Origin of the sequence: Lichenibacterium ramalinae (assembly GCF_004137085.1) — a bacterium.
In the GTDB taxonomy this organism is placed as follows: domain Bacteria; phylum Pseudomonadota; class Alphaproteobacteria; order Rhizobiales; family Beijerinckiaceae; genus Lichenihabitans; species Lichenihabitans ramalinae.
Genome location: NZ_QYBC01000029.1, coordinates 1,921 through 18,640 on the forward strand (window position 1 = coordinate 1,921; position 16,720 = coordinate 18,640).

Here is a 16,720-nt window from a genome sequence, read left to right on the forward strand (position 1 = left end):
CGTCGGCGAACTCGACGTGGCCGCCCGCATGGGGGTGGATCACGGCCCGCACGCCGTGGCGGTCGCGCGCGAGCCGGTCGGCGTAGCGCTCGATCGTTTCCACCGGGTCCATGCCGGAATAGAAGCAGTGGCCGGTGTCGATGCAGAGCCCGGCCTCGTTCGCCGGTACCTCCGCGGCGATGCGGGCCACCTCGTCGGCGAACTCGACGTGGCCGCCCGCATGGGGGTGGATCACGGCCCGCACGCCGTGGCGGTCGCGCGCGAGCCGGGCGACGTCGCGTATGTTCGCGATCAGATCGGCCCAGGACGCATCGGACAGGCGCGGTGCCCGGTCGGAATGGCCGGCCGCGAAGTCGCGCTCGTCGTGGCCCCAGTCCATCACGGTCAGGTATGGCGCGGGAAAGCGCTGCCCGGCGGCGGTCGGCGGGGGCGGCATGCGTTTGACCAAGGCGCAGATCTCGTCCGCCTGCTGCAGCAGGGTCTCGCGGTTCGCCGAGGACGCGAGGTCGTCGAAGATGGTGCCCGCCACGATGGTCAGGCCGCGGGCGTCGAGGGCACGGCCGACCCGCTCCGCGTCGAGCGGCACATAGCCGTAGGGGCCGAGCTCCAGCCCGCCGTATCCGGCCGCCGCGGCCTCGTCGAATACCCGCTCCCAGGGCGGCAGGTGCGGGTTACGCACGTCATCGACGCCCCAGCAGCAGGGCGCCGTGGTGATTGTGATGGCCATCGTTCCTCTCCCGCAGCGGCCCCCAATCGGAGTCTTCGCGGCCTTGAGATAGAGGGCTTGCGCGGGTTTCGGACAGCGGCAAGATGATGAGATCCCATCAGATCGCGGTGAGACGTGGCGCACAAGCCGACTTTGGAGGACGTGGCCACCCTGGCGGGCGTGTCGATCGCCACGGTAGACCGCGTCGTGAACCGGCGCGGCGGTGTGCGGCCCGATCGGGAAGGGCGCGTGCTTGCCGCGGCACGGCGCCTAAAGCTCGACCGCCAGCTCGGTCGTGCCTATGCTCATCGGCTCCGCGTCGCCGTGCTGATCCAATCGGCCGTGAACCCGTTCCACGCGGCGCTCGGGCGGGCCTTCGCGAACCTCGACCGTTCGTACCTCGACCTCAACATCCAATTCCTGGTCCATCACCTCGACCCGAACCGGCCGGATCGCATCCCGGGGCTGATCGACCGGCTGGCGCGGGCTCATGACGGGCTGGTCGTCGCCAGCCCGGCCGACGACGGAATCGCGGCGGCGCTGCGCCGAGCCGCAGTATCCATCCCCGTAGCTACGCTGGCGACCGACGTGCCCGGCAGCGGCCGCCACGCCTACGTGGGGCCGGACGACGTCAAGGGCGGCCGTGTGGCTGGCGAGCTGATCGGTCGCTTCCTCGCCGCTGCAGGCGGCGACGTGCTGATGATCACGGGGCTGCGGTCCATGGCAGGGCACCGCGACAGGGAAAGCGGCTTCCGCGCAGTGCTGCGCGAGCACTTCCCGGCCTGCCGGCTCATCGCGCTGGAGGAAAGCCGCGAGATGGCGCAGGGCGCCGGCGACGTCGCGGCGGCGGCGCTGCGCTCCCACCCCGGTCTGAAAGCGATCTACTTGAGTTCGGCCGGAGCCGACAGGGTCGTGGCGGCCCTGAAGGCCGCGGGCGCGCCGAACGTCGTCTTCGTGACGCACGAGCTCACCGACGACCGCCGCGCGCTGCTGCAGGTCCGAGAGATCCACGCCGTGGTCGATCAAGACACGTCGGCGGAGGTTCAGATCGTGGCGGAGGTTATGGCACGGCTCCTCGGGCGTCTAGACGGTTCCGCTCCGGTGCCGCTCGCACCGGTGCGGGTCTTTACTCCCGAAAGCTGTTAGGCGGGATCGCGATCCGGCCGCATCACGCGGTTGACGTCGAGAAGCTCGCCCTCCCGGGGACGTCCGGCGGGCCTGGGCTCGCGTCAACTCGGTTCCCATGGCAGGGCGCCGCAGGCGCGGGGCGGCCGCGGCGCCGTCAGTCAACAAGTCACCGCGCTGGAGGCTTGGATGGGCCAGCGCCTCTTTGTTCGCGCCGGACGGCGAATGGTGCCGACTCCGCTCGCCCGCGCCTTCGCCGCCGAAGTGAAGCTGGCATTTGACCGGATCACGGCGGCAGCCGAAGCCTGCGGTCGATCGGACGCCGGGCGCATCCTCCGCGTCAGCGCGCCGACCAGCTTCGCCATGCGCTGGCTCATGCCGCGCCTCGACGGATTTCATCGCACCTACCCGCTAAGCGAGGTCGCGGTAATGACCGTCACGACCGTCGAGGACGAACTTCGAAACGGCTACGACGTCGCCATCCGGCGCGGCAATCCCGGTCCGGGCGCATGGCCATCGCGCCGGGCGACGCCGGTTCCCGACGAGGTGGACACCGTGATCATGTCTCTGGCCCTGTTCTCCCAGTGCCCGATGCGCTCGCTGTTGGACGTGGAAGGGCATCTCATGGTCGCCAGCGAAACGCGGCCCGGCGACTGGGCAGACTGGCTCGAGACGGCGGGACTATCGCATTTCATCATCGCTCGTCGGCAGCTCTTCGACCACTTCTTCATCATCCGGCAGGCCGTCGAAGATGGGCTCGGGATCGGCGTCGGAACCATGCCGATACTCGGCATCGACGGCGCGTCCGGACGACTGATAACGTTGCTCCCTCAGATCCGGGTGCGGCGGACTGGATACGTCGCCCTCGAACCGACCGATGGCGATGAGATAGTGCTACAGCAGGTTTTGTCGCGTGGCTCTTGGCCGAACGGAGCCGCTGCTGGGAGAACGGCCGATGAGCTTGCCTACGTCCGCTTCGGAGCGAGCCATATTTCGCCTGCAAGGTCCTGCTTGGGTCGACTCCGGTCCTACAGCAGAAGTGGGTGGATTGCGGTCCGACCGGTTTCGATAGAGGTCCAGGCGAGAGCGGACGTTCAGGTCGGAGCCATATCAGTGAGCTTCGATCGGTCCGGTCGCTCTTTGCGGCTTCTTCAGGAGCGGGATGGCGGCGAGGCTGACGATGAGCCCGACTGCGATGATCCAGAAGGCGTCGCTGTAGGCCATGACGTAAGCCTCGCGCCGCGCCTGGGACGCGATCAACCCGAGCGCTTGAGCCTGTGCTGCGATGGGGTCGACCACGTGGGCCTGCATCGCATGTGTCATGACGGCGAGGCGAGACTGAGTGAGCACGGCGTTGCGCGTCATGGCCTCGGCCAGCACCGAGAAATGCATGTGCTCGCGCCGATCGATCATCGTCGACAGCATGGCGATGCCGATCGAGCCGCCGAGATTGCGCATCATGTTGGATAAGGCGGAGGCGTCGGCGGTGTCGCGCGGCGCGAGGCCCGCCGTCGACATCTGCGACAGTGGCACGGTGAAAAGCGGCTGGCCGGCGGCGCGCAGCAGCTGCGGCAGGATCAGCTGGTCCATGCCAACGTCGTGGGTGAGGCCGACGTTGATGAAGCAGCTCAGCGCGAAGAGTAGCGTGCCGGCCACCACCAGCAGCCGCGGGTCGAAGCGCTTCATCAGCAGCGGCATGGCGGGGAAGAGCACGAGCTGAGGCAACCCGCTCCACATCACGACGTAGCCGATCTGCTCGGCGTTGTAGCCCTGGATCTGGGCGCAATAGACCGGGATGACGTAGATCGAGCCGAACGACACGGCGCCCAGCACCGTCATCAACAGGCAGCCGCCGCCGACCGAGCGGTTCTTGAGGACGCGCAGGTTGATGAAGGGCCGCTCCGCCATCAGCTCGCGCAGGATGAAGCCGCCGATGCCGAGCACGGCCAGCGCGGCGCCCTCGACGATGATCGGCGAGCCGAACCAGTCCTTGCGCTGCCCTTCCTCCAGCACGAAGGTCAGCGCCGGCAGGCCCGTCGCCATCAGGCTGATGCCGAGCCAGTCGCCCTTCGCCAGCTCGCCGAGCTTCAACGGCGCGGGGTCGAGCGCGTAGAGCTGCAGCGCCAGGGCGAGGGGGCCGGGTACGAGGTTCAGGTAGAAGATGTAGTGCCAGGACAGGTTGTCGGTCAGCCAGCCGCCGACCGTCGGGCCGATGGCGGGCGCGAAGGTGGCGGTGAGGCCGAAGAAGGCGATCCCGACCGCCTGCTGGGACTTCGGCAGGCGCGTCCGCACGATGGTGATGGCGGTGGGGATGAGCACGCCGCCGGTGAAGCCCTGGCCGGCGCGGAACAGGATCATCTCCGGCAGGCTCGTCGACAGCGCGCAGGCGACCGAGAAGCCGATGAACAGGCCCGTGTTGACCGCGAGGTAGCGCCGCAGGCCGAAGACCGAGCCGAGCCAGCCCGTCAGCGGGATCACGATGATCTCCGCCATCAGGTAAGCGGTGGAGATCCAGCTCCCCTCGTCCGAGGAGGCACCGAGCGCGCCCTCGATGTCGCTCAGCGACGAATTGGTAATCTGGATGTCCAGGATGGCCGTAAAGGCGCCGAGGATCGCCGCCGCGACGGCGAGCCATTGGCGCAGCGAGGCCTTCTCGGTGTCTGGATGCATGGTGAGGCGCCCCGCTCAGCGTGTCGCGGCCAAGCCGACGAGGCTGTGGCTCGGCCGCGCGTCGCCACGCGTCTCCACCGTGGCCTCGACCGACAGGCCCGGCCGCAGGCGGTCGAGCATCGGGTCGTCCGTGGCGAGGCGGATCTTCACCGGCACGCGCTGCACCACCTTGGTGAAGTTGCCGGTGGCGTTCTCGGGCGGCAGCAGGGCGAACTGCGCGCCCGTACCGGGCGAGAAGCTGTCCACCGTGCCGCGGAACGCGTGGTCGCCGAAGGCGTCCACGGTGAACTCCACCGATTGACCGACCTTCATGTCGCCGAGCTGCGTCTCCTTGAAGTTGGCGACGAGGTAGATGTCGCGGCCCATCGGCACGACGGTCAGCAGCCCCGTGCCCGCCCCCACCATCTGGCCGACCCGCACCGAGCGGTCGCCCACCACGCCGTCGACCGGGGCGCGGATCGTCGTGTAGCCGAGGTTGAGTTCCGCGCCATCGAGCTTGGCCTGCGCCGACGCGACGCCCGCGACCGCACTGGCGGCCAGCGCCTCGTAGGTGTGGACCTGCTTCTGCGCGGCGTCGAGCGCCGCCCTGTCCTTGTCGAGCGTCGCCCGGTGCTGGCGCAGGTCGGCATCCGTCTGCTGGGCACGTTGCGACGTGCCGGCACCCGCGGTGAGGAGGTCGGCGTAGCGCTTGGCTTCCTGGGTCGAGAAGGCGAGGCCGGCTTCGGCGTTGACGATGTCGGCCTGGGCGGAGGCCACGGTGGCGGCCTGCTGCACCACCGCGGCGTGATAGCCTTCGACCTGCGCGCGCGCCTTCTCCAGTTCCGCTCGGGCACCCTCGATCTGGATGCGGGCGTCGCGGTCGTCGATCGTGGCGACGACGTCGCCGGCGCGGACCGGCTGGTTGTCGCCGACCGCCACCGCGGTGACGAAGCCCGCGATGCGGGGCGACACCGTCACCTTGTCGGCCTGCAGGAAGGCGTTGTCGGTCGTCTCCTGGAAGCGTCCGACCGTCCACCAGTGCCAGCCGGTGTGGCCGCCGTAGCCGATGCCGGCGAGCAGCACGGCGGCGAGCACCAGTTTCTTGGTGCCGCCCTTGCGCGGCGGCTGAGTCGTCAGCGCGACCGGCGCAGGCAGGGGTGCCGCGGGTAAGCCAGGCTGAGGTGCGGCTGCCCGCTGGGGCGAGGTCGGGGTTTCAGGCAGCTTGTCGAGCGGTGCCGGCACGGGGTCGGGCGAGGCGCTGCGCGCCGAAGCCTCATCGTCCCGCCGATCCGCCGTCTCACCCTCGTCCGGAGCATCGCGATCCGCCCGATCGAAGCTCTGGCGATCCGAGGAGATACCGTCCATCTGTCGATAGCCCAATTTAACAAAACAGTGTCGTTCTGTTATGATGGCACCGACTGGTTAACGCAAGGGATATCATCGCGGCATGACGCTCGACCTCGAAGAACCGCAGTCCGCCGTGGCCACCCTCAACCCGAAGAAGGCCCGACGCGGCTCGGGCGGCCGCCCGTCGCAGGAGGAAGCGGTGCGGCGCGACGCGCGGCTGGTGGAGATCGCGGCCGCCATGTTCATGGAGCGCGGCTTCGACGCCACGACCATCGACGCCGTGGCGGAAGCGGCCAGCGTCGGCAAGGCGACGCTCTACGCGCGCTACCGCGACAAAGCCGCGCTCTTCGCCGCGGTGTTCCAGCGTCAGATCGACCGGTGGCTCGCGGTCAGCGCGCCGGACTCGCTGCCGTCGGGGGCTCGCGTCGAAGACGTGCTGGTCGCGATGGGGCGCCGCATGGTGGACGCTGCCCTTGCCCCCGAAGCCATCGCGATCAATCGGATCGTCACCGCACAGGCGCTGCGGTTCCCGGATCTGGCCCGCATGGTCCAACGCGAAGGCTGGCAACGTTCGAGCGCAGCCGTGGCGGCCGTGATCGACCGATTCGTGATCGATGGGCAGATCACGGTCGACGACAGCAACTTGGCGGCCGACCTGTTTCTCGCCCTGGTGCTGGGACGCCTCAGCCGCCTCGCCATGCTGGGGATCGAGACCGACGCGGAGGAGATCGAGCGGCGTGTCGAGGCGGCGGTCTCGCTCTTCCTCAACGGCATATCGGGGTTGTGCCGGGGCCGGCGGGAAACGCCGTCGGCGTCCTCCACGACCTCCGATCGCGTGCGGGGCTAGATGCCGGTCCCAGGCCGACGGCGGGCGCTCGCGCCCCGGGCCTCCGCCCCGCAGACACGGCCCGTTCCGGCCGGTGCGCGAGCCCATCGCACTCTCGATGCCGCCGAAGCGGTTCGGGATTTCGACGGTCGCCCGACCGAGGCCGCTCGCGTCCCCGCAAGACAGCGACGCCGGCGACGATCCGGCCTGGAACCGTCGTGTCGGGGGCGGGAGCACGGCGACCGCACCGGAGATCGCGCTGCATCATCCCTTCAGTCCGGAAACCGTCGCCCTGCATGACCTTGGCCCTTGAACCTTCCGAGCCCTCCGTCCTTCGCCCCTTGCTCAGGCTGGCGGTCCCCATCGTCCTCGCGAACCTGCTGCAGACCGGCTACCAGATCACCGACGCCTTCTGGGTCGGGCGCCTCGGCGCCGCGGCGGTCGCGGCCGTATCGGTGAGCTTTCCCGTGACCTTCCTGATGATCGCGCTCGGCGGCGGCCTCGCGGTCGCGGGCGCCACCCTGACGGCGCAATACGCCGGTGCCCGCGACCAGGCCATGGTCGACCATGTGGCGGCCCAGACCATGATCATGGTGGTCGGCACCTCCATGGTGCTGGGGTCGGTCGGCGTCGCCCTGGCGCCGCTGATCCTCAAGGCCATCGGCGTCGCGCCCGAGGTCTACGCCGAAGCCCTGGGCTTCCTGCGGGTGTCCTTCGTCGGGCTGATCTTCGTCTTCGCCTTCGCCATGTTCCAGGCGCTGATGCGCGGCGTCGGGCGGGCCGTGGCGCCGCTCGCCATCGTGGCCGGTACGGTGGTGCTGAACTTCGCGCTCGACCCGCTGCTCATCTTCGGCTGGGGCCCCGTGCCGGCCTTCGGCGTCATGGGGGCCGCGCTGGCGACGCTCGGGACGCAGGGCCTGGCCACGCTGGCGGCCATCGTGCTGCTGTGGCGGGGCACCTACGGCATCCGCGTCACGCCGGCGGGGCTGAAGCCCGACCTCGCCTATATCCGGCGCGCGTTCCGGCTCGGCTTCCCGGCCTCGATCGAGCTGTCGGCGCGGGCGGTCGGCCTCATCGTCCTGTCGTTCCTTGTGACGAGCTTCGGCACCGTCACGCTCGCCGCCTACGGCATCGGCGCGAACGTGCTCCAGGTCGTCACCATCCCGGCGCTCGGCCTGTCGACCGCGGCGGCGGCGCTCGTCGGGCAGAGCATCGGGGCGGGCCAGGTCGAGCGCGCGGCGCGGACCACCCGGCTCGCCGGCGCGCTGGGCTTCATGGTCCTGACCCTGGTGGGAATCGCGGCGGCGGCCGCCGCTCCCGCCATCGTGGGCTTCTTCGTGTCGGGCGATCCCGCCGTCGTGGCCGAGGGCGGGCGCTTCATCCGCATCGTGGCGCCCGCCTGGGGCTTCATCGCCCTCCAGCTCACCGTCGTGTCGACGTTCCGGGCGGCCGGCACCATGGTGGCCGCGATGGTGCTGGCGCTCGTGTCTCAGTGGGTCCTGCAGTTCCCGCTGGCCTACGTGCTGTCGCGCCCGCAGGTGCTCGGCACCGCGGGGCTGTGGTGGTCCTTCCCCGTCACCAACGTCCTCACGGCGCTGGCGGCGGTCGGCTGGTACCTGCGCGGCGACTGGACGACGATGCGCCTGACCGGCACGGTCCCGGCCGGAACCGCGCAGGTGATCGTCGAGGCCATCACCGAGGACGGGCTGCCCCGCGTCTGACCCCGCTCGCGTCGCGTGTCATCCGGCGTCGCGCGCGACGTCGATGAAGGCCCGCAGCGCCGCCGGCACCTGGCGCTGCCGCGGATAGTAGAGCGAGAAGCCGGGGCGCGGCGGGCACCAATCCTCCAGCACGCGGACGAGCCGTCCATCGAGGATCGGCGCCGCGAGGTGCTGTTCGAGCTGGTAGGCGAGGCCGACGCCGTCGAGCGCCGCCTGCCGGATGACCTCCGTCTCGTTCGCCGCCAGCGGGCCGTCGACGTCGATCTCGACCGCCTCGTCGCCCTTCTCGAAGCGCCACCGCATGTAGCCGCCATCCGTGAAGGCCCAGCGGATGCAGCGGTGCCGGGCGAGGTCGGCCGGTGTGGCGGGCCGGGGCGTCGCGGCGAAATAGGCCGGCGAGCCCACCACCGCGAAGCGGTGCGCGAAGCCGATGCGCAGCGCCGCCATGTCGCGCGGGACCGTGTCGCCGAAGCGGATGCCGGCGTCGAAGCCGCCCGTCACGATGTCGACCATGCGGTCCTCCGTGACGATCTCCAGGCGCACGCGGGGGTGGCGCGCCAGGAAGGCGCCCACCAGGGGCGCGCAGACGAGGCGCGCCGCCGTGCCGGTGACGTTGAGGCGCAGCGTCCCGCTCGCTTCGCCGCCGCGGTCGCGCACCGCCGCCACGGCTTCGGCGATGCCCCGCAGCGCCGGCTCCAGCTTCTCCAGCAGTTCCTGCCCGGCCTCCGTCGGCACCACGGCCCGCGTGGTGCGGTTGAGGAGGCGGATGCCGAAGCGCTCCTCGAGCGACCGCAGCGTTTGGCTGAGTGCCGAGGCCGAGACGCCGAGCTCGCGCCCGGCCGCCTTGAAGCTGCGATGCCGCGCCACGACGGCGAAGAAGCTGAGTTCGCCGAGTTCGCTGCGCCCGATCTGCATCGTGAAGCTCCCCTTCATGACCCATCGCCATTGCCCCCTCTAGTGCGATGTCGAAGGGGATGCCACCCTGGCGGCGAAACCCCCACCGGGAAGCTCCTCCATGTTCCAATGCATCGGCTTCGCCGCGGCGGACGCCGCCACGCCCATGGCGCCCTTCTCCTTCACGCGCCGCGACCTGCGCCCGCGCGACGTCGCCATCGACATCGCCTTCTGCGGCGTGTGCCACTCCGACCTGCATTACGTCCGCAACGACTGGGGCCGCACCGTCTACCCCTGCGTGCCGGGCCACGAGATCGTCGGCCGGGTGAGCGCCGTCGGGGCCGAGGTGTCGCGCTTCAAGGCCGGCGACCTCGCCGCCGTGGGCTGCCTCGTCGACAGCTGCCGCGACTGCTCGTCCTGCCGGGCCGGGCTGGAGCAATATTGCAATACCCGCATGGTGACGACCTACAACGGCAAGGACAGGGAGACCGGCGAGCCCACGCTCGGCGGCTATTCGGACCGGATCGTCGTCACCGAGGACTTCGTGCTGCGGGTGCCCGAGGGGCTCGACCTGGCCCGCGTCGCCCCGCTGCTCTGCGCCGGCATCACCACCTATTCGCCGCTGCGCCACTGGAAGGTCGGCCCCGGCCAGAAGGTCGGCATCGTGGGACTCGGCGGCCTCGGCCACATGGGCGTGAAGCTCGCCGCCGCGATGGGCGCCGAGGTGACGATGATCACCACGTCGCCCGAGAAGGAGCGGGACGCCGCGGCGCTGGGCGCCCACAAGTTCCTGCTGTCCACCGACGCCGACGCCATGGCGAAACACGCCGAATATTTCGACTTCGTGCTGAACACCATCCCGGTCAGCCACGACGTCGCGCCCTACATGGCGCTGGTGAAGCTCGACGGCGCGCAGGTGCTGGTGGGCGCTCTCGATCCCCTGAAGCCCTTCCCCGGCAGCGCGCTGGCTTATCGCCGCAAGACGCTGGCGGGCTCGATCATCGGCGGCCTCCCCGAAACCCAGGAGCTGCTCGACTTCTGCGCCGCGCGGGGCGTGCTGGCCGATTGCGAAACGATCCCCATGGGCGAGATCGAGGGCGCCTATGCGCGTCTCGCCAAGGGCGACGTGAAATACCGCTTCGTCATCGACATGGCGTCGCTGAAGGGCGCCGCCGCCGCGGCGTGACGGGGGCCGCCCTCCCGCGGCCCCGATCCAGGTGAAGGTCCACCCGGGGGCGCCGACCGCGTCGGCGCCCCCCACAGAACGGAGACGGCCATGAAGACGCGCAAGCTCGGAACCCAGGGGCTCGAAGTTTCCGCCCTCGGCCTCGGCTGCATGGGCATGTCGGATTTCTACGCCGGGCGGGACGACGCGGAATCGCTCGCCACGATCCACCGCGCCCTCGACCTCGGGGTGAATTTCCTCGACACCGCCGACGCTTACGGCATCGGGCGCAACGAGGAGCTGGTCGGCCGCGCCGTGCGCGAGCGCTCCGAATGGGTGGTGGTGGCCACCAAGTTCGGCAACGTCCGCAACCCGGACGGCAGCTTCAAGGGCGTCGACGGCCGGCCCGACTACGTGCGCCAGGCCTGCGACGCGAGCCTGAAGCGCTCGGGCCTCGACGTCATCGACCTCTACTACCAGCACCGCGTCGACCCCACGGTGCCGATCGAGGACACGGTCGGCGCCATGGCGGACCTCGTGAAGGCCGGCAAGGTCAAGTATCTCGGCCTGTCCGAGGCCGCGCCCGACACGATCCGGCGCGCCCATGCGGTGCACCCCATCACGGCGCTGCAGACCGAATATTCGCTCTGGACCCGCGACCCCGAGGACGGGATCCTGGCCATGCTGCGCGAGCTCGGCATCGGCTTCGTGCCCTACAGCCCGCTCGGCCGCGGTTTCCTCACCGGGCAGTTCCGCAAGCCGGAGGACGTGGCGGAGGGCGACTACCGCCGCACCGCGCCGCGCTTCCAGGGCGAGAACTTCGACCGCAACCTCGCGCTCGTCGACGCCATCGCCGAGGTGGCGCGCGACAAGGGCTGCGCCACCTCGCAGGTGGCGCTGGCCTGGGTGCTGGCCCAGGGCGACGACATCGTGCCGATCCCCGGCACCAAGCGGCGGACCTACCTCGAGGAGAACCTCGGGGCGCTCGACGTAGCCCTCACGCCAGACGACCTCGCCCGGCTCGACCGCGCCCTGCCGCCCGGCGCCGCGGCCGGCCCCCGCTATCCTGCGGCCCAGATGCAGGCCGTCCACCGCTGACGCCGCGACACCGACCTCCATGGAGAGCCAGACGATGAGACAGATCCGGATCGCCCGGCCCGATGCCGGCATCGACGGCCTCGACGTGGTCGAGGTCGAGAAGCCCGTGCCCGGCCCCGGCCAGGTGCTGGTCCGCATGCGGGCGGCCTCGCTGAACTACCGCGACCTGATGACCGTGAAGGGCACCTACGGCGGCCCGCCGCGCCGCGGCCTCGTGCCGCTGTCGGACGGCGCCGGCGAGGTGGAGGCGGTCGGCCCCGGCACGACGCTGTTCAAGGCGGGCGACCGGGTCTGCCCGATCTTCTGCCAGAGCTGGCTCGGCGGCGGCCTCACCGAGGCCAACACCGCGGGGGCGCTGGGCGGCACGCTCGACGGCGTGCTGTCCGACTCCGTGGTGCTGCACGAGGCGGGCCTCGTCTCGATCCCCGAGCACCTGTCCTTCGAGGAGGCGGCGACGCTGCCCTGCGCGGCCGTGACGGCGTGGCATTCGCTGCGCCACGTCGGCGACGTGACGGCGGGCGACACGGTGCTGGTGCAGGGCACCGGCGGCGTGTCGATCTTCGCGCTGCAGTTCGCCGCCATGATGGGCGCGCGGGTGATCGGCACCTCCTCGTCGGACGAGAAGCTGGAGCGCGCGCGGGGCCTGGGCCTCGACGCGGCGATCAACTACCGCACCATGCCCGAGTGGCAGGACGAGGTGCTCCGCCTCACGGGCGGGCTCGGCGTCGACCACGTGGTGGAGGTGGGCGGCGCCGGCACGCTGGCGCGCTCGATCCGGGCGGCGCGCGTCGGCGGCAGCATCGGCATCATCGGCGTGCTGACCGGCAGGAGCGAGGTCGACCCCACGGCGATCCTGTTCCGCCGCGTCGGGCTGCGGGGCGTCTATGTCGGCTCGCGCGAGATGTTCGAGGCGATGAACCGCGCCATCGCGCTGCACGGGATGCGCCCCGTCATCGACAGCACGTTCCCGTTCGAGCGGGCGCGCGACGCGTGGCGCCACCTCGAAGGCGCCACGCATTTCGGCAAGATCGTGATTCGGTTCTGACACCGACGGGGAGATCGACATGAGCCTGGATGGAAAGAGGATCGTGGTGCTGGGCGGCAGCTCCGGCATGGGCCTGGCGACCGCTCAGGCGGCGCCGCGCGAGGGGGCCACGGTCGTGATCGCGTCGAGCCGCCGGGCGCGGGTCGACGAGGCGCTGGCGATGCTGCCGGCGAACGCCGAGGGTCACGCGCTCGACCTCACGGACGCCGCGGCCGTGGAAGCGCTGTTCGCCGGCATCGGCGCCTTCGACCACCTCGTCTTCACGGCCGGCGAGACGCTGATGCTCGGCAGCCTCGCCGACACGGACATCGCCGCCGCGCAGCGCTTCTTCGCGCTGCGCTACTGGGGCGCCTTCACGGCCGCCAAGTTCGGCAGCCCGCACCTCCGTCCTGGCGGCTCCATCACCTTCACGACCGGCACGGCGGGGCGGCGGCCGCGTTCCGGCTGGTCGCTCGGCGCCAGCGTCTGCTCGGCCGTCGAGGGCCTCACCCGCGCCCTGGCGATCGAGCTCGCGCCGCTCCGGGTCAACGCGGTCGCGCCGGGCCTCGTCAAGACGCCGCTCTGGGCCGGGATGGCAGAGGCCGACCGCGAGGGCCTCTATGCCGGTGCCGCCGCCCACCTGCCGGTGGGCCACACCGGCGAAGCCGCCGAGGTCGCCGAAAGCTACCTCTACCTCATGCGGCAGAGCTACGGCACCGGCCAGGTGATCGTCGTCGACGGCGGCGGGTCTCTCGTGTGAGCGGGGCTGCGACCGACCGGCCGACCGCGATCGGCGATATCCCTTTGATCCGCATGGACGGGTTGCAGGACAGCCTCGCGCGCCACAGGGGCCACGTCCTGCTGATCGTCAACGTCGCATCCCGCTGCGGGCTGACGGTGCAATATGCGGGGCTCGAAGCGCTGTATCGAGACAGAAGGATGGCGGGCCTGGAGGTTCTCGGCTTTCCCGCCAATGACTTCCGCGGGCAGGAACCAGGATCAGACGAGGAGATCGCGGCCTTCTGCTCGCTGACCTATGACGTCACCTTCCCCCTCTTCGGAAAGATCAGCGTCAAGGGCGACGCGATCCATCCCCTCTACCGCGCCCTCACGGAGGCGGTGCCGCAGGCGGTGGGTGCCGAGGCGCTGCGCGAGCGACTGGCGAGCCATGGCCTGGCGGGCCGCGACGGCGCGGAAGTGCTGTGGAACTTCGAGAAGTTCCTTGTCGCCCGGGACGGGCGGGTGATGGGCCGGTTTTCGCCCGACATCGCCGCCAACGACCCGCGCCTCCTGGCCGCCCTCGACCGGGCGCTCGCCGAGCCCGCATCCTGAAACGCTCGCCAGAGCGGTCACGGGTCATGGAAATGGCGACGCTGGCGAAACTCGAGAAGCGACCCGCCCCCTTTGGGCCGTCGCCGACGATCTAACGCAGGAGCCCAAAGTGATCAGAAACGAAACAGTCGAATACGTGGCCGATGGCCTGTCGATGGTGGGCCAGCTCTATCACGACGACAGCTCGACGGCACCGCGTCCGGGCGTCCTCGTGTTTCCGGAAGCTTTCGGGCTCGGCGAGCATGCGAAGTCGCGGGCGGAGCGCCTGGCGGGGCTCGGCTATGTCGCGCTGGCCTGCGACCTGCACGGCCGGGGTGAAGTCATCGAGGATCTTGGGACCGTCATGGGCCTGATCGGACCGATGCGCGCCGACCCGACGGGCACCCGCGCCCGCGCCCACGGCGGCCTCGATGTCCTGCTCAAGCAGCCCAGAGTGGATGCAGCCCGGATCGGCGCCATCGGCTTCTGCTTCGGCGGCACCATGGCTCTCGAACTCGCGCGTAGCGGCGCCGACGTGGCGGGCGTGGTCGGGTTCCATTCCGGCCTGCTCACGGCGCGGCCTCAGGACGCCGTGGCCATCAAGGGCAAGGTGCTGGCCTGCATCGGCGCCGACGACCCTTCCGTCCCCTTCGACGAACGCCGGGCGTTCGAAGACGAGATGCGGGCCGGCAAGGTGGACTGGCAGCTTCACGTCTACGGTGGCGTCGTGCACAGTTTCACCAACAAAGCGGCCGGACGCATGAATCGCCCCGAGATGGTGCGCTACGATGCGGGCGCGGACGCGCGCTCCTGGGCCAGCATGCAGGCGTTCTTCAGCGAATTGTTCGGGACCTGACGGAACGATGCTGGACTCGACCTCGAGTTCACAGGTCTCTTGTACCCAGCCGGCTTGCACCGAACGACGCCATATTGAGCTTGAACGCGGTGCAGGGAATCGAGGTCGGCGACGATGGGCTCCAGCACCGCCGTCGACCTCGTGCAGAGCACATGGGAGGAGCGAGCCAAGGCAGAAGCTCACTCCATCGACGTATCACAGCTCGCGTAGTTGAACGGCGAATGTCTGGTTCGGAGTTGGCCTTGACTGGCCTCCACCGTCCTAAATGTCGACTTCAGCCGTACAGCAGAAGTGGGTGGAAGGCGGTCGGGCCGCTTTCAGACAGCGGGAGCTGGAAATCGGACGCTGGGTGCCGCTCGAACCGTTCCGACATCGGACCGACCTTGCACATCCGCGCAATATGGGTTTGCCTCGAGCGCTCCGGTATCGGGGAGGCGATTCTGAACACGCCAACGGCAAATTCCGGGACCCAAATCGAACAGCCGGATCGGGACAGCGCCGATCGGGCCCATCTTCTCGCTTCCTGTCCAGTACCGCGGTGACGATGGCCGCCGCCCCGGCGAGGGCGTTGCGATTAAGAAGAGCGCTCGCCCGAGATTCAAGGTCTCTTTGGCGCTGCCGTCCGCGGTTCGGCCGGGTCCGCATCGACACGCGGGAGACGTAACCCGATGGAAAATCCAGCACGGAGCCACCGTCATGGTGCCGTGCGACCTCACTCGATCTGCTATGGCGTGCATAAATATCGTTAGCGATGCCGTGCAGATCCTGAAGGTCGCTCAGGTGTTCCAGCTCTAGCCGTTTCCGGGATGTGGCGCGGGAGCCGAAATGGCCGGCGCGCCGGCCTCGGCGGCGCCGAGAAAGCGCTGCTCCCACCAGGTGAACAGGACGTCCCGGAGGGCCGATCCGTCGTCCGTGCCGTAGACCGGGAGGCGCAGCGCGTCCAGCATCGCGGCCTCGCCGTCATCAAGCACGACGCTGACCTCCTCAACGACGAGTGGCACGTTCACAAAGGCCGCCACATAGCTTGGGTCGCGCACCAGTGCGCGGTCGGCCTTGATCATAGGCTGGCGGAAGTCCTTCGGGGTGCGTTGGCTTCTGAGGATCGGCGTCTTCGGCACCCCGTTCAGATCGGCGGCCGTCGCCTCGAACACCGTGAGTTTGATAGGTTTCAGCCCGAAGTTGCTGGTGCGCATCACGTCCGCGCCGCAGACGTTGGGGATGGCCAGGACGTCGACGAGCGCCAGGAGGTCGACGTGGTCACCGGGCTTCGAGGCCTGACGCGTGATCGTGGCCCGCCCATCGAGGGTGACCTCCGTACACATGAACAGATTAAAACTGTCGTGGACATCATCTGGCGTCAGGCCGTATTCGCGCTGCGCTTCGGCCTGGATGTCGTGACAGTTGGTGTGAGCGTCGAAACCATAGGCGCTTTCATAGACATAGGCGCTGCAACGCGGGAACAGGACATCGTTCCGACCGACGGTGTCCTCCAAGATATACAGCATCGCTCGCTCGCGAGGGGGCGCGGACCACATGAAAGTTCCCTTGGACGGGTTGAAGCCATGCACGGTGCGGGTTCGTCCGCAATGCATGAACTCCTTGTAGTCGTGCAGATTGAAGCAGTTGAAGTCGACGCATTGCAGGCCCTCCACCTGCTCGATGCGCAGGATCTGCCCTGCCAAGAGTTCGATCGCCTTTCCGGTGCCGGGCTGCATCGTCCACTCGGATAGGATGTTGCGCGCGCTCATGGGCGGGCCACCGTGCCACCCTGCCGGACCGCCAGTTCGCGCAGGGCGAGCCGGACCAGCGCCACGCGATCCGGCGCAACACCCTCGGCGATGGTGCGGTCGAGCAGTTCGAGCTGCTGACGGTTGAGTTTCAGGGTGACGACCCTACCGGCCATGGCGAGCATCCGTGTATACGCGATCGACGGGAGTGATGGTTCCTTTGTCAGAGTACGGAGACAAACGACGGAGCGACAAGTCAAAAAGGTAGGCA

Annotated in this window: 15 protein-coding genes and 1 pseudogene; 10 read left to right on the forward strand and 6 right to left on the reverse strand. The window is 69.6% G+C overall.

The window, feature by feature from the left end:
- Positions 1 to 727, reverse strand: a 727-nt coding sequence (locus tag D3272_RS24370) for a sugar phosphate isomerase/epimerase family protein (RefSeq protein ID WP_165361512.1), incomplete at its 3' end; no start/stop codon positions are given.
- A gap of 141 nt (positions 728 to 868) precedes the next feature.
- On the opposite strand from D3272_RS24370, the gene D3272_RS24375 reads away from it, so the two are divergent.
- The gene (locus D3272_RS24375; RefSeq protein WP_245496766.1) at positions 869 to 1,852 is read left to right on the forward strand and encodes a LacI family DNA-binding transcriptional regulator; all 984 of its coding nucleotides are present in this window, start codon (positions 869 to 871) and stop codon (positions 1,850 to 1,852) included.
- A 168-nt stretch (positions 1,853 to 2,020) separates the two neighbouring features.
- A pseudogene (locus D3272_RS28470) lies at positions 2,021 to 2,632 on the forward strand (LysR substrate-binding domain-containing protein); the annotation flags it as partial.
- A 309-nt stretch (positions 2,633 to 2,941) separates the two neighbouring features.
- Here D3272_RS28470 and D3272_RS28140 read toward each other — a convergent pair.
- Both D3272_RS28140 and D3272_RS24390 read right to left on the reverse strand, forming a co-directional pair.
- Positions 2,942 to 4,501, reverse strand: coding sequence for an MDR family MFS transporter (locus D3272_RS28140; protein ID WP_129221841.1), 1,560 nt, complete (start codon positions 4,499 to 4,501; stop codon positions 2,942 to 2,944).
- Positions 4,502 to 4,516: 15 nt separating this feature from the next.
- On the reverse strand, positions 4,517 to 5,845 hold the full coding sequence (locus D3272_RS24390; protein ID WP_129221842.1) for an HlyD family secretion protein: 1,329 nt from the start codon (positions 5,843 to 5,845) through the stop codon (positions 4,517 to 4,519).
- Positions 5,846 to 5,927: 82 nt separating this feature from the next.
- Between D3272_RS24390 and D3272_RS24395 the strand changes: the two genes are divergently transcribed.
- Positions 5,928 to 6,674, forward strand: coding sequence for a TetR/AcrR family transcriptional regulator (locus tag D3272_RS24395; protein WP_129221843.1), 747 nt, complete (start codon positions 5,928 to 5,930; stop codon positions 6,672 to 6,674).
- A gap of 275 nt (positions 6,675 to 6,949) precedes the next feature.
- The gene (locus D3272_RS24400; protein ID WP_129221844.1) at positions 6,950 to 8,374 is read left to right on the forward strand and encodes an MATE family efflux transporter; all 1,425 of its coding nucleotides are present in this window, start codon (positions 6,950 to 6,952) and stop codon (positions 8,372 to 8,374) included.
- A gap of 18 nt (positions 8,375 to 8,392) precedes the next feature.
- Here the strand turns inward: D3272_RS24400 and D3272_RS24405 are convergent, their stop codons facing one another.
- Positions 8,393 to 9,307, reverse strand: a complete 915-nt coding sequence (locus D3272_RS24405; protein WP_342634200.1) for a LysR family transcriptional regulator — start codon at positions 9,305 to 9,307, stop codon at positions 8,393 to 8,395.
- Positions 9,308 to 9,389: 82 nt separating this feature from the next.
- On the opposite strand from D3272_RS24405, the gene D3272_RS24410 reads away from it, so the two are divergent.
- From D3272_RS24410 to D3272_RS24435, 6 genes are all read left to right on the forward strand, one after another.
- The gene (locus tag D3272_RS24410; protein ID WP_129221845.1) at positions 9,390 to 10,454 is read left to right on the forward strand and encodes an NAD(P)-dependent alcohol dehydrogenase; all 1,065 of its coding nucleotides are present in this window, start codon (positions 9,390 to 9,392) and stop codon (positions 10,452 to 10,454) included.
- Positions 10,455 to 10,544: 90 nt separating this feature from the next.
- Entirely contained in the window at positions 10,545 to 11,531 is a 987-nt protein-coding gene (locus tag D3272_RS24415) for an aldo/keto reductase (RefSeq protein ID WP_129221846.1), read from the forward strand.
- A 34-nt stretch (positions 11,532 to 11,565) separates the two neighbouring features.
- The gene (locus D3272_RS24420; RefSeq protein ID WP_129221847.1) at positions 11,566 to 12,576 is read left to right on the forward strand and encodes a zinc-dependent alcohol dehydrogenase family protein; all 1,011 of its coding nucleotides are present in this window, start codon (positions 11,566 to 11,568) and stop codon (positions 12,574 to 12,576) included.
- A gap of 19 nt (positions 12,577 to 12,595) precedes the next feature.
- Positions 12,596 to 13,315, forward strand: coding sequence for an SDR family oxidoreductase (locus D3272_RS24425; RefSeq protein WP_129221848.1), 720 nt, complete (start codon positions 12,596 to 12,598; stop codon positions 13,313 to 13,315).
- 53 nt (positions 13,316 to 13,368) lie between these two features.
- The gene (locus tag D3272_RS24430) at positions 13,369 to 13,887 is read left to right on the forward strand and encodes a glutathione peroxidase (RefSeq protein WP_129221867.1); all 519 of its coding nucleotides are present in this window, start codon (positions 13,369 to 13,371) and stop codon (positions 13,885 to 13,887) included.
- A 136-nt stretch (positions 13,888 to 14,023) separates the two neighbouring features.
- Entirely contained in the window at positions 14,024 to 14,722 is a 699-nt protein-coding gene (locus tag D3272_RS24435) for a dienelactone hydrolase family protein (RefSeq protein WP_207210306.1), read from the forward strand.
- Positions 14,723 to 15,513: 791 nt separating this feature from the next.
- Here D3272_RS24435 and D3272_RS24440 read toward each other — a convergent pair.
- Positions 15,514 to 16,470: a DUF1989 domain-containing protein gene (locus tag D3272_RS24440; protein ID WP_129221849.1), complete on the reverse strand. Its 957-nt coding sequence runs from the start codon at positions 16,468 to 16,470 to the stop codon at positions 15,514 to 15,516.
- Entirely contained in the window at positions 16,467 to 16,625 is a 159-nt protein-coding gene (locus D3272_RS27540) for a hypothetical protein (protein WP_165361513.1), read from the reverse strand. The genes D3272_RS24440 and D3272_RS27540 overlap by 4 nt, the downstream gene beginning before the upstream one ends.
- Positions 16,626 to 16,720: the final 95 nt, after the last annotated feature.

Excerpts from the sequence above, each read along its gene's own strand:
- D3272_RS24410 (WP_129221845.1), top strand. The coding sequence starts at position 9,390 with ATGTTCCAATGCATCGGCTTCGCCGCGGCGGACGCCGCCACGCCCATG.
- D3272_RS24425 (WP_129221848.1), top strand. The coding sequence starts at position 12,596 with ATGAGCCTGGATGGAAAGAGGATCGTGGTGCTGGGCGGCAGCTCCGGC.
- D3272_RS24390 (WP_129221842.1), bottom strand. The coding sequence starts at position 5,845 with ATGGACGGTATCTCCTCGGATCGCCAGAGCTTCGATCGGGCGGATCGC.
- D3272_RS27540 (WP_165361513.1), bottom strand. The coding sequence starts at position 16,625 with ATGGCCGGTAGGGTCGTCACCCTGAAACTCAACCGTCAGCAGCTCGAA.
- D3272_RS24430 (WP_129221867.1), top strand. The coding sequence starts at position 13,369 with ATGGACGGGTTGCAGGACAGCCTCGCGCGCCACAGGGGCCACGTCCTG.
- D3272_RS24405 (WP_342634200.1), bottom strand. The coding sequence starts at position 9,307 with ATGAAGGGGAGCTTCACGATGCAGATCGGGCGCAGCGAACTCGGCGAA.
- D3272_RS24420 (WP_129221847.1), top strand. The coding sequence starts at position 11,566 with ATGAGACAGATCCGGATCGCCCGGCCCGATGCCGGCATCGACGGCCTC.
- D3272_RS28140 (WP_129221841.1), bottom strand. The coding sequence starts at position 4,501 with ATGCATCCAGACACCGAGAAGGCCTCGCTGCGCCAATGGCTCGCCGTC.
- D3272_RS24400 (WP_129221844.1), top strand. The coding sequence starts at position 6,950 with ATGACCTTGGCCCTTGAACCTTCCGAGCCCTCCGTCCTTCGCCCCTTG.
- D3272_RS24440 (WP_129221849.1), bottom strand. The coding sequence starts at position 16,470 with ATGAGCGCGCGCAACATCCTATCCGAGTGGACGATGCAGCCCGGCACC.
- D3272_RS24415 (WP_129221846.1), top strand. The coding sequence starts at position 10,545 with ATGAAGACGCGCAAGCTCGGAACCCAGGGGCTCGAAGTTTCCGCCCTC.
- D3272_RS24395 (WP_129221843.1), top strand. The coding sequence starts at position 5,928 with ATGACGCTCGACCTCGAAGAACCGCAGTCCGCCGTGGCCACCCTCAAC.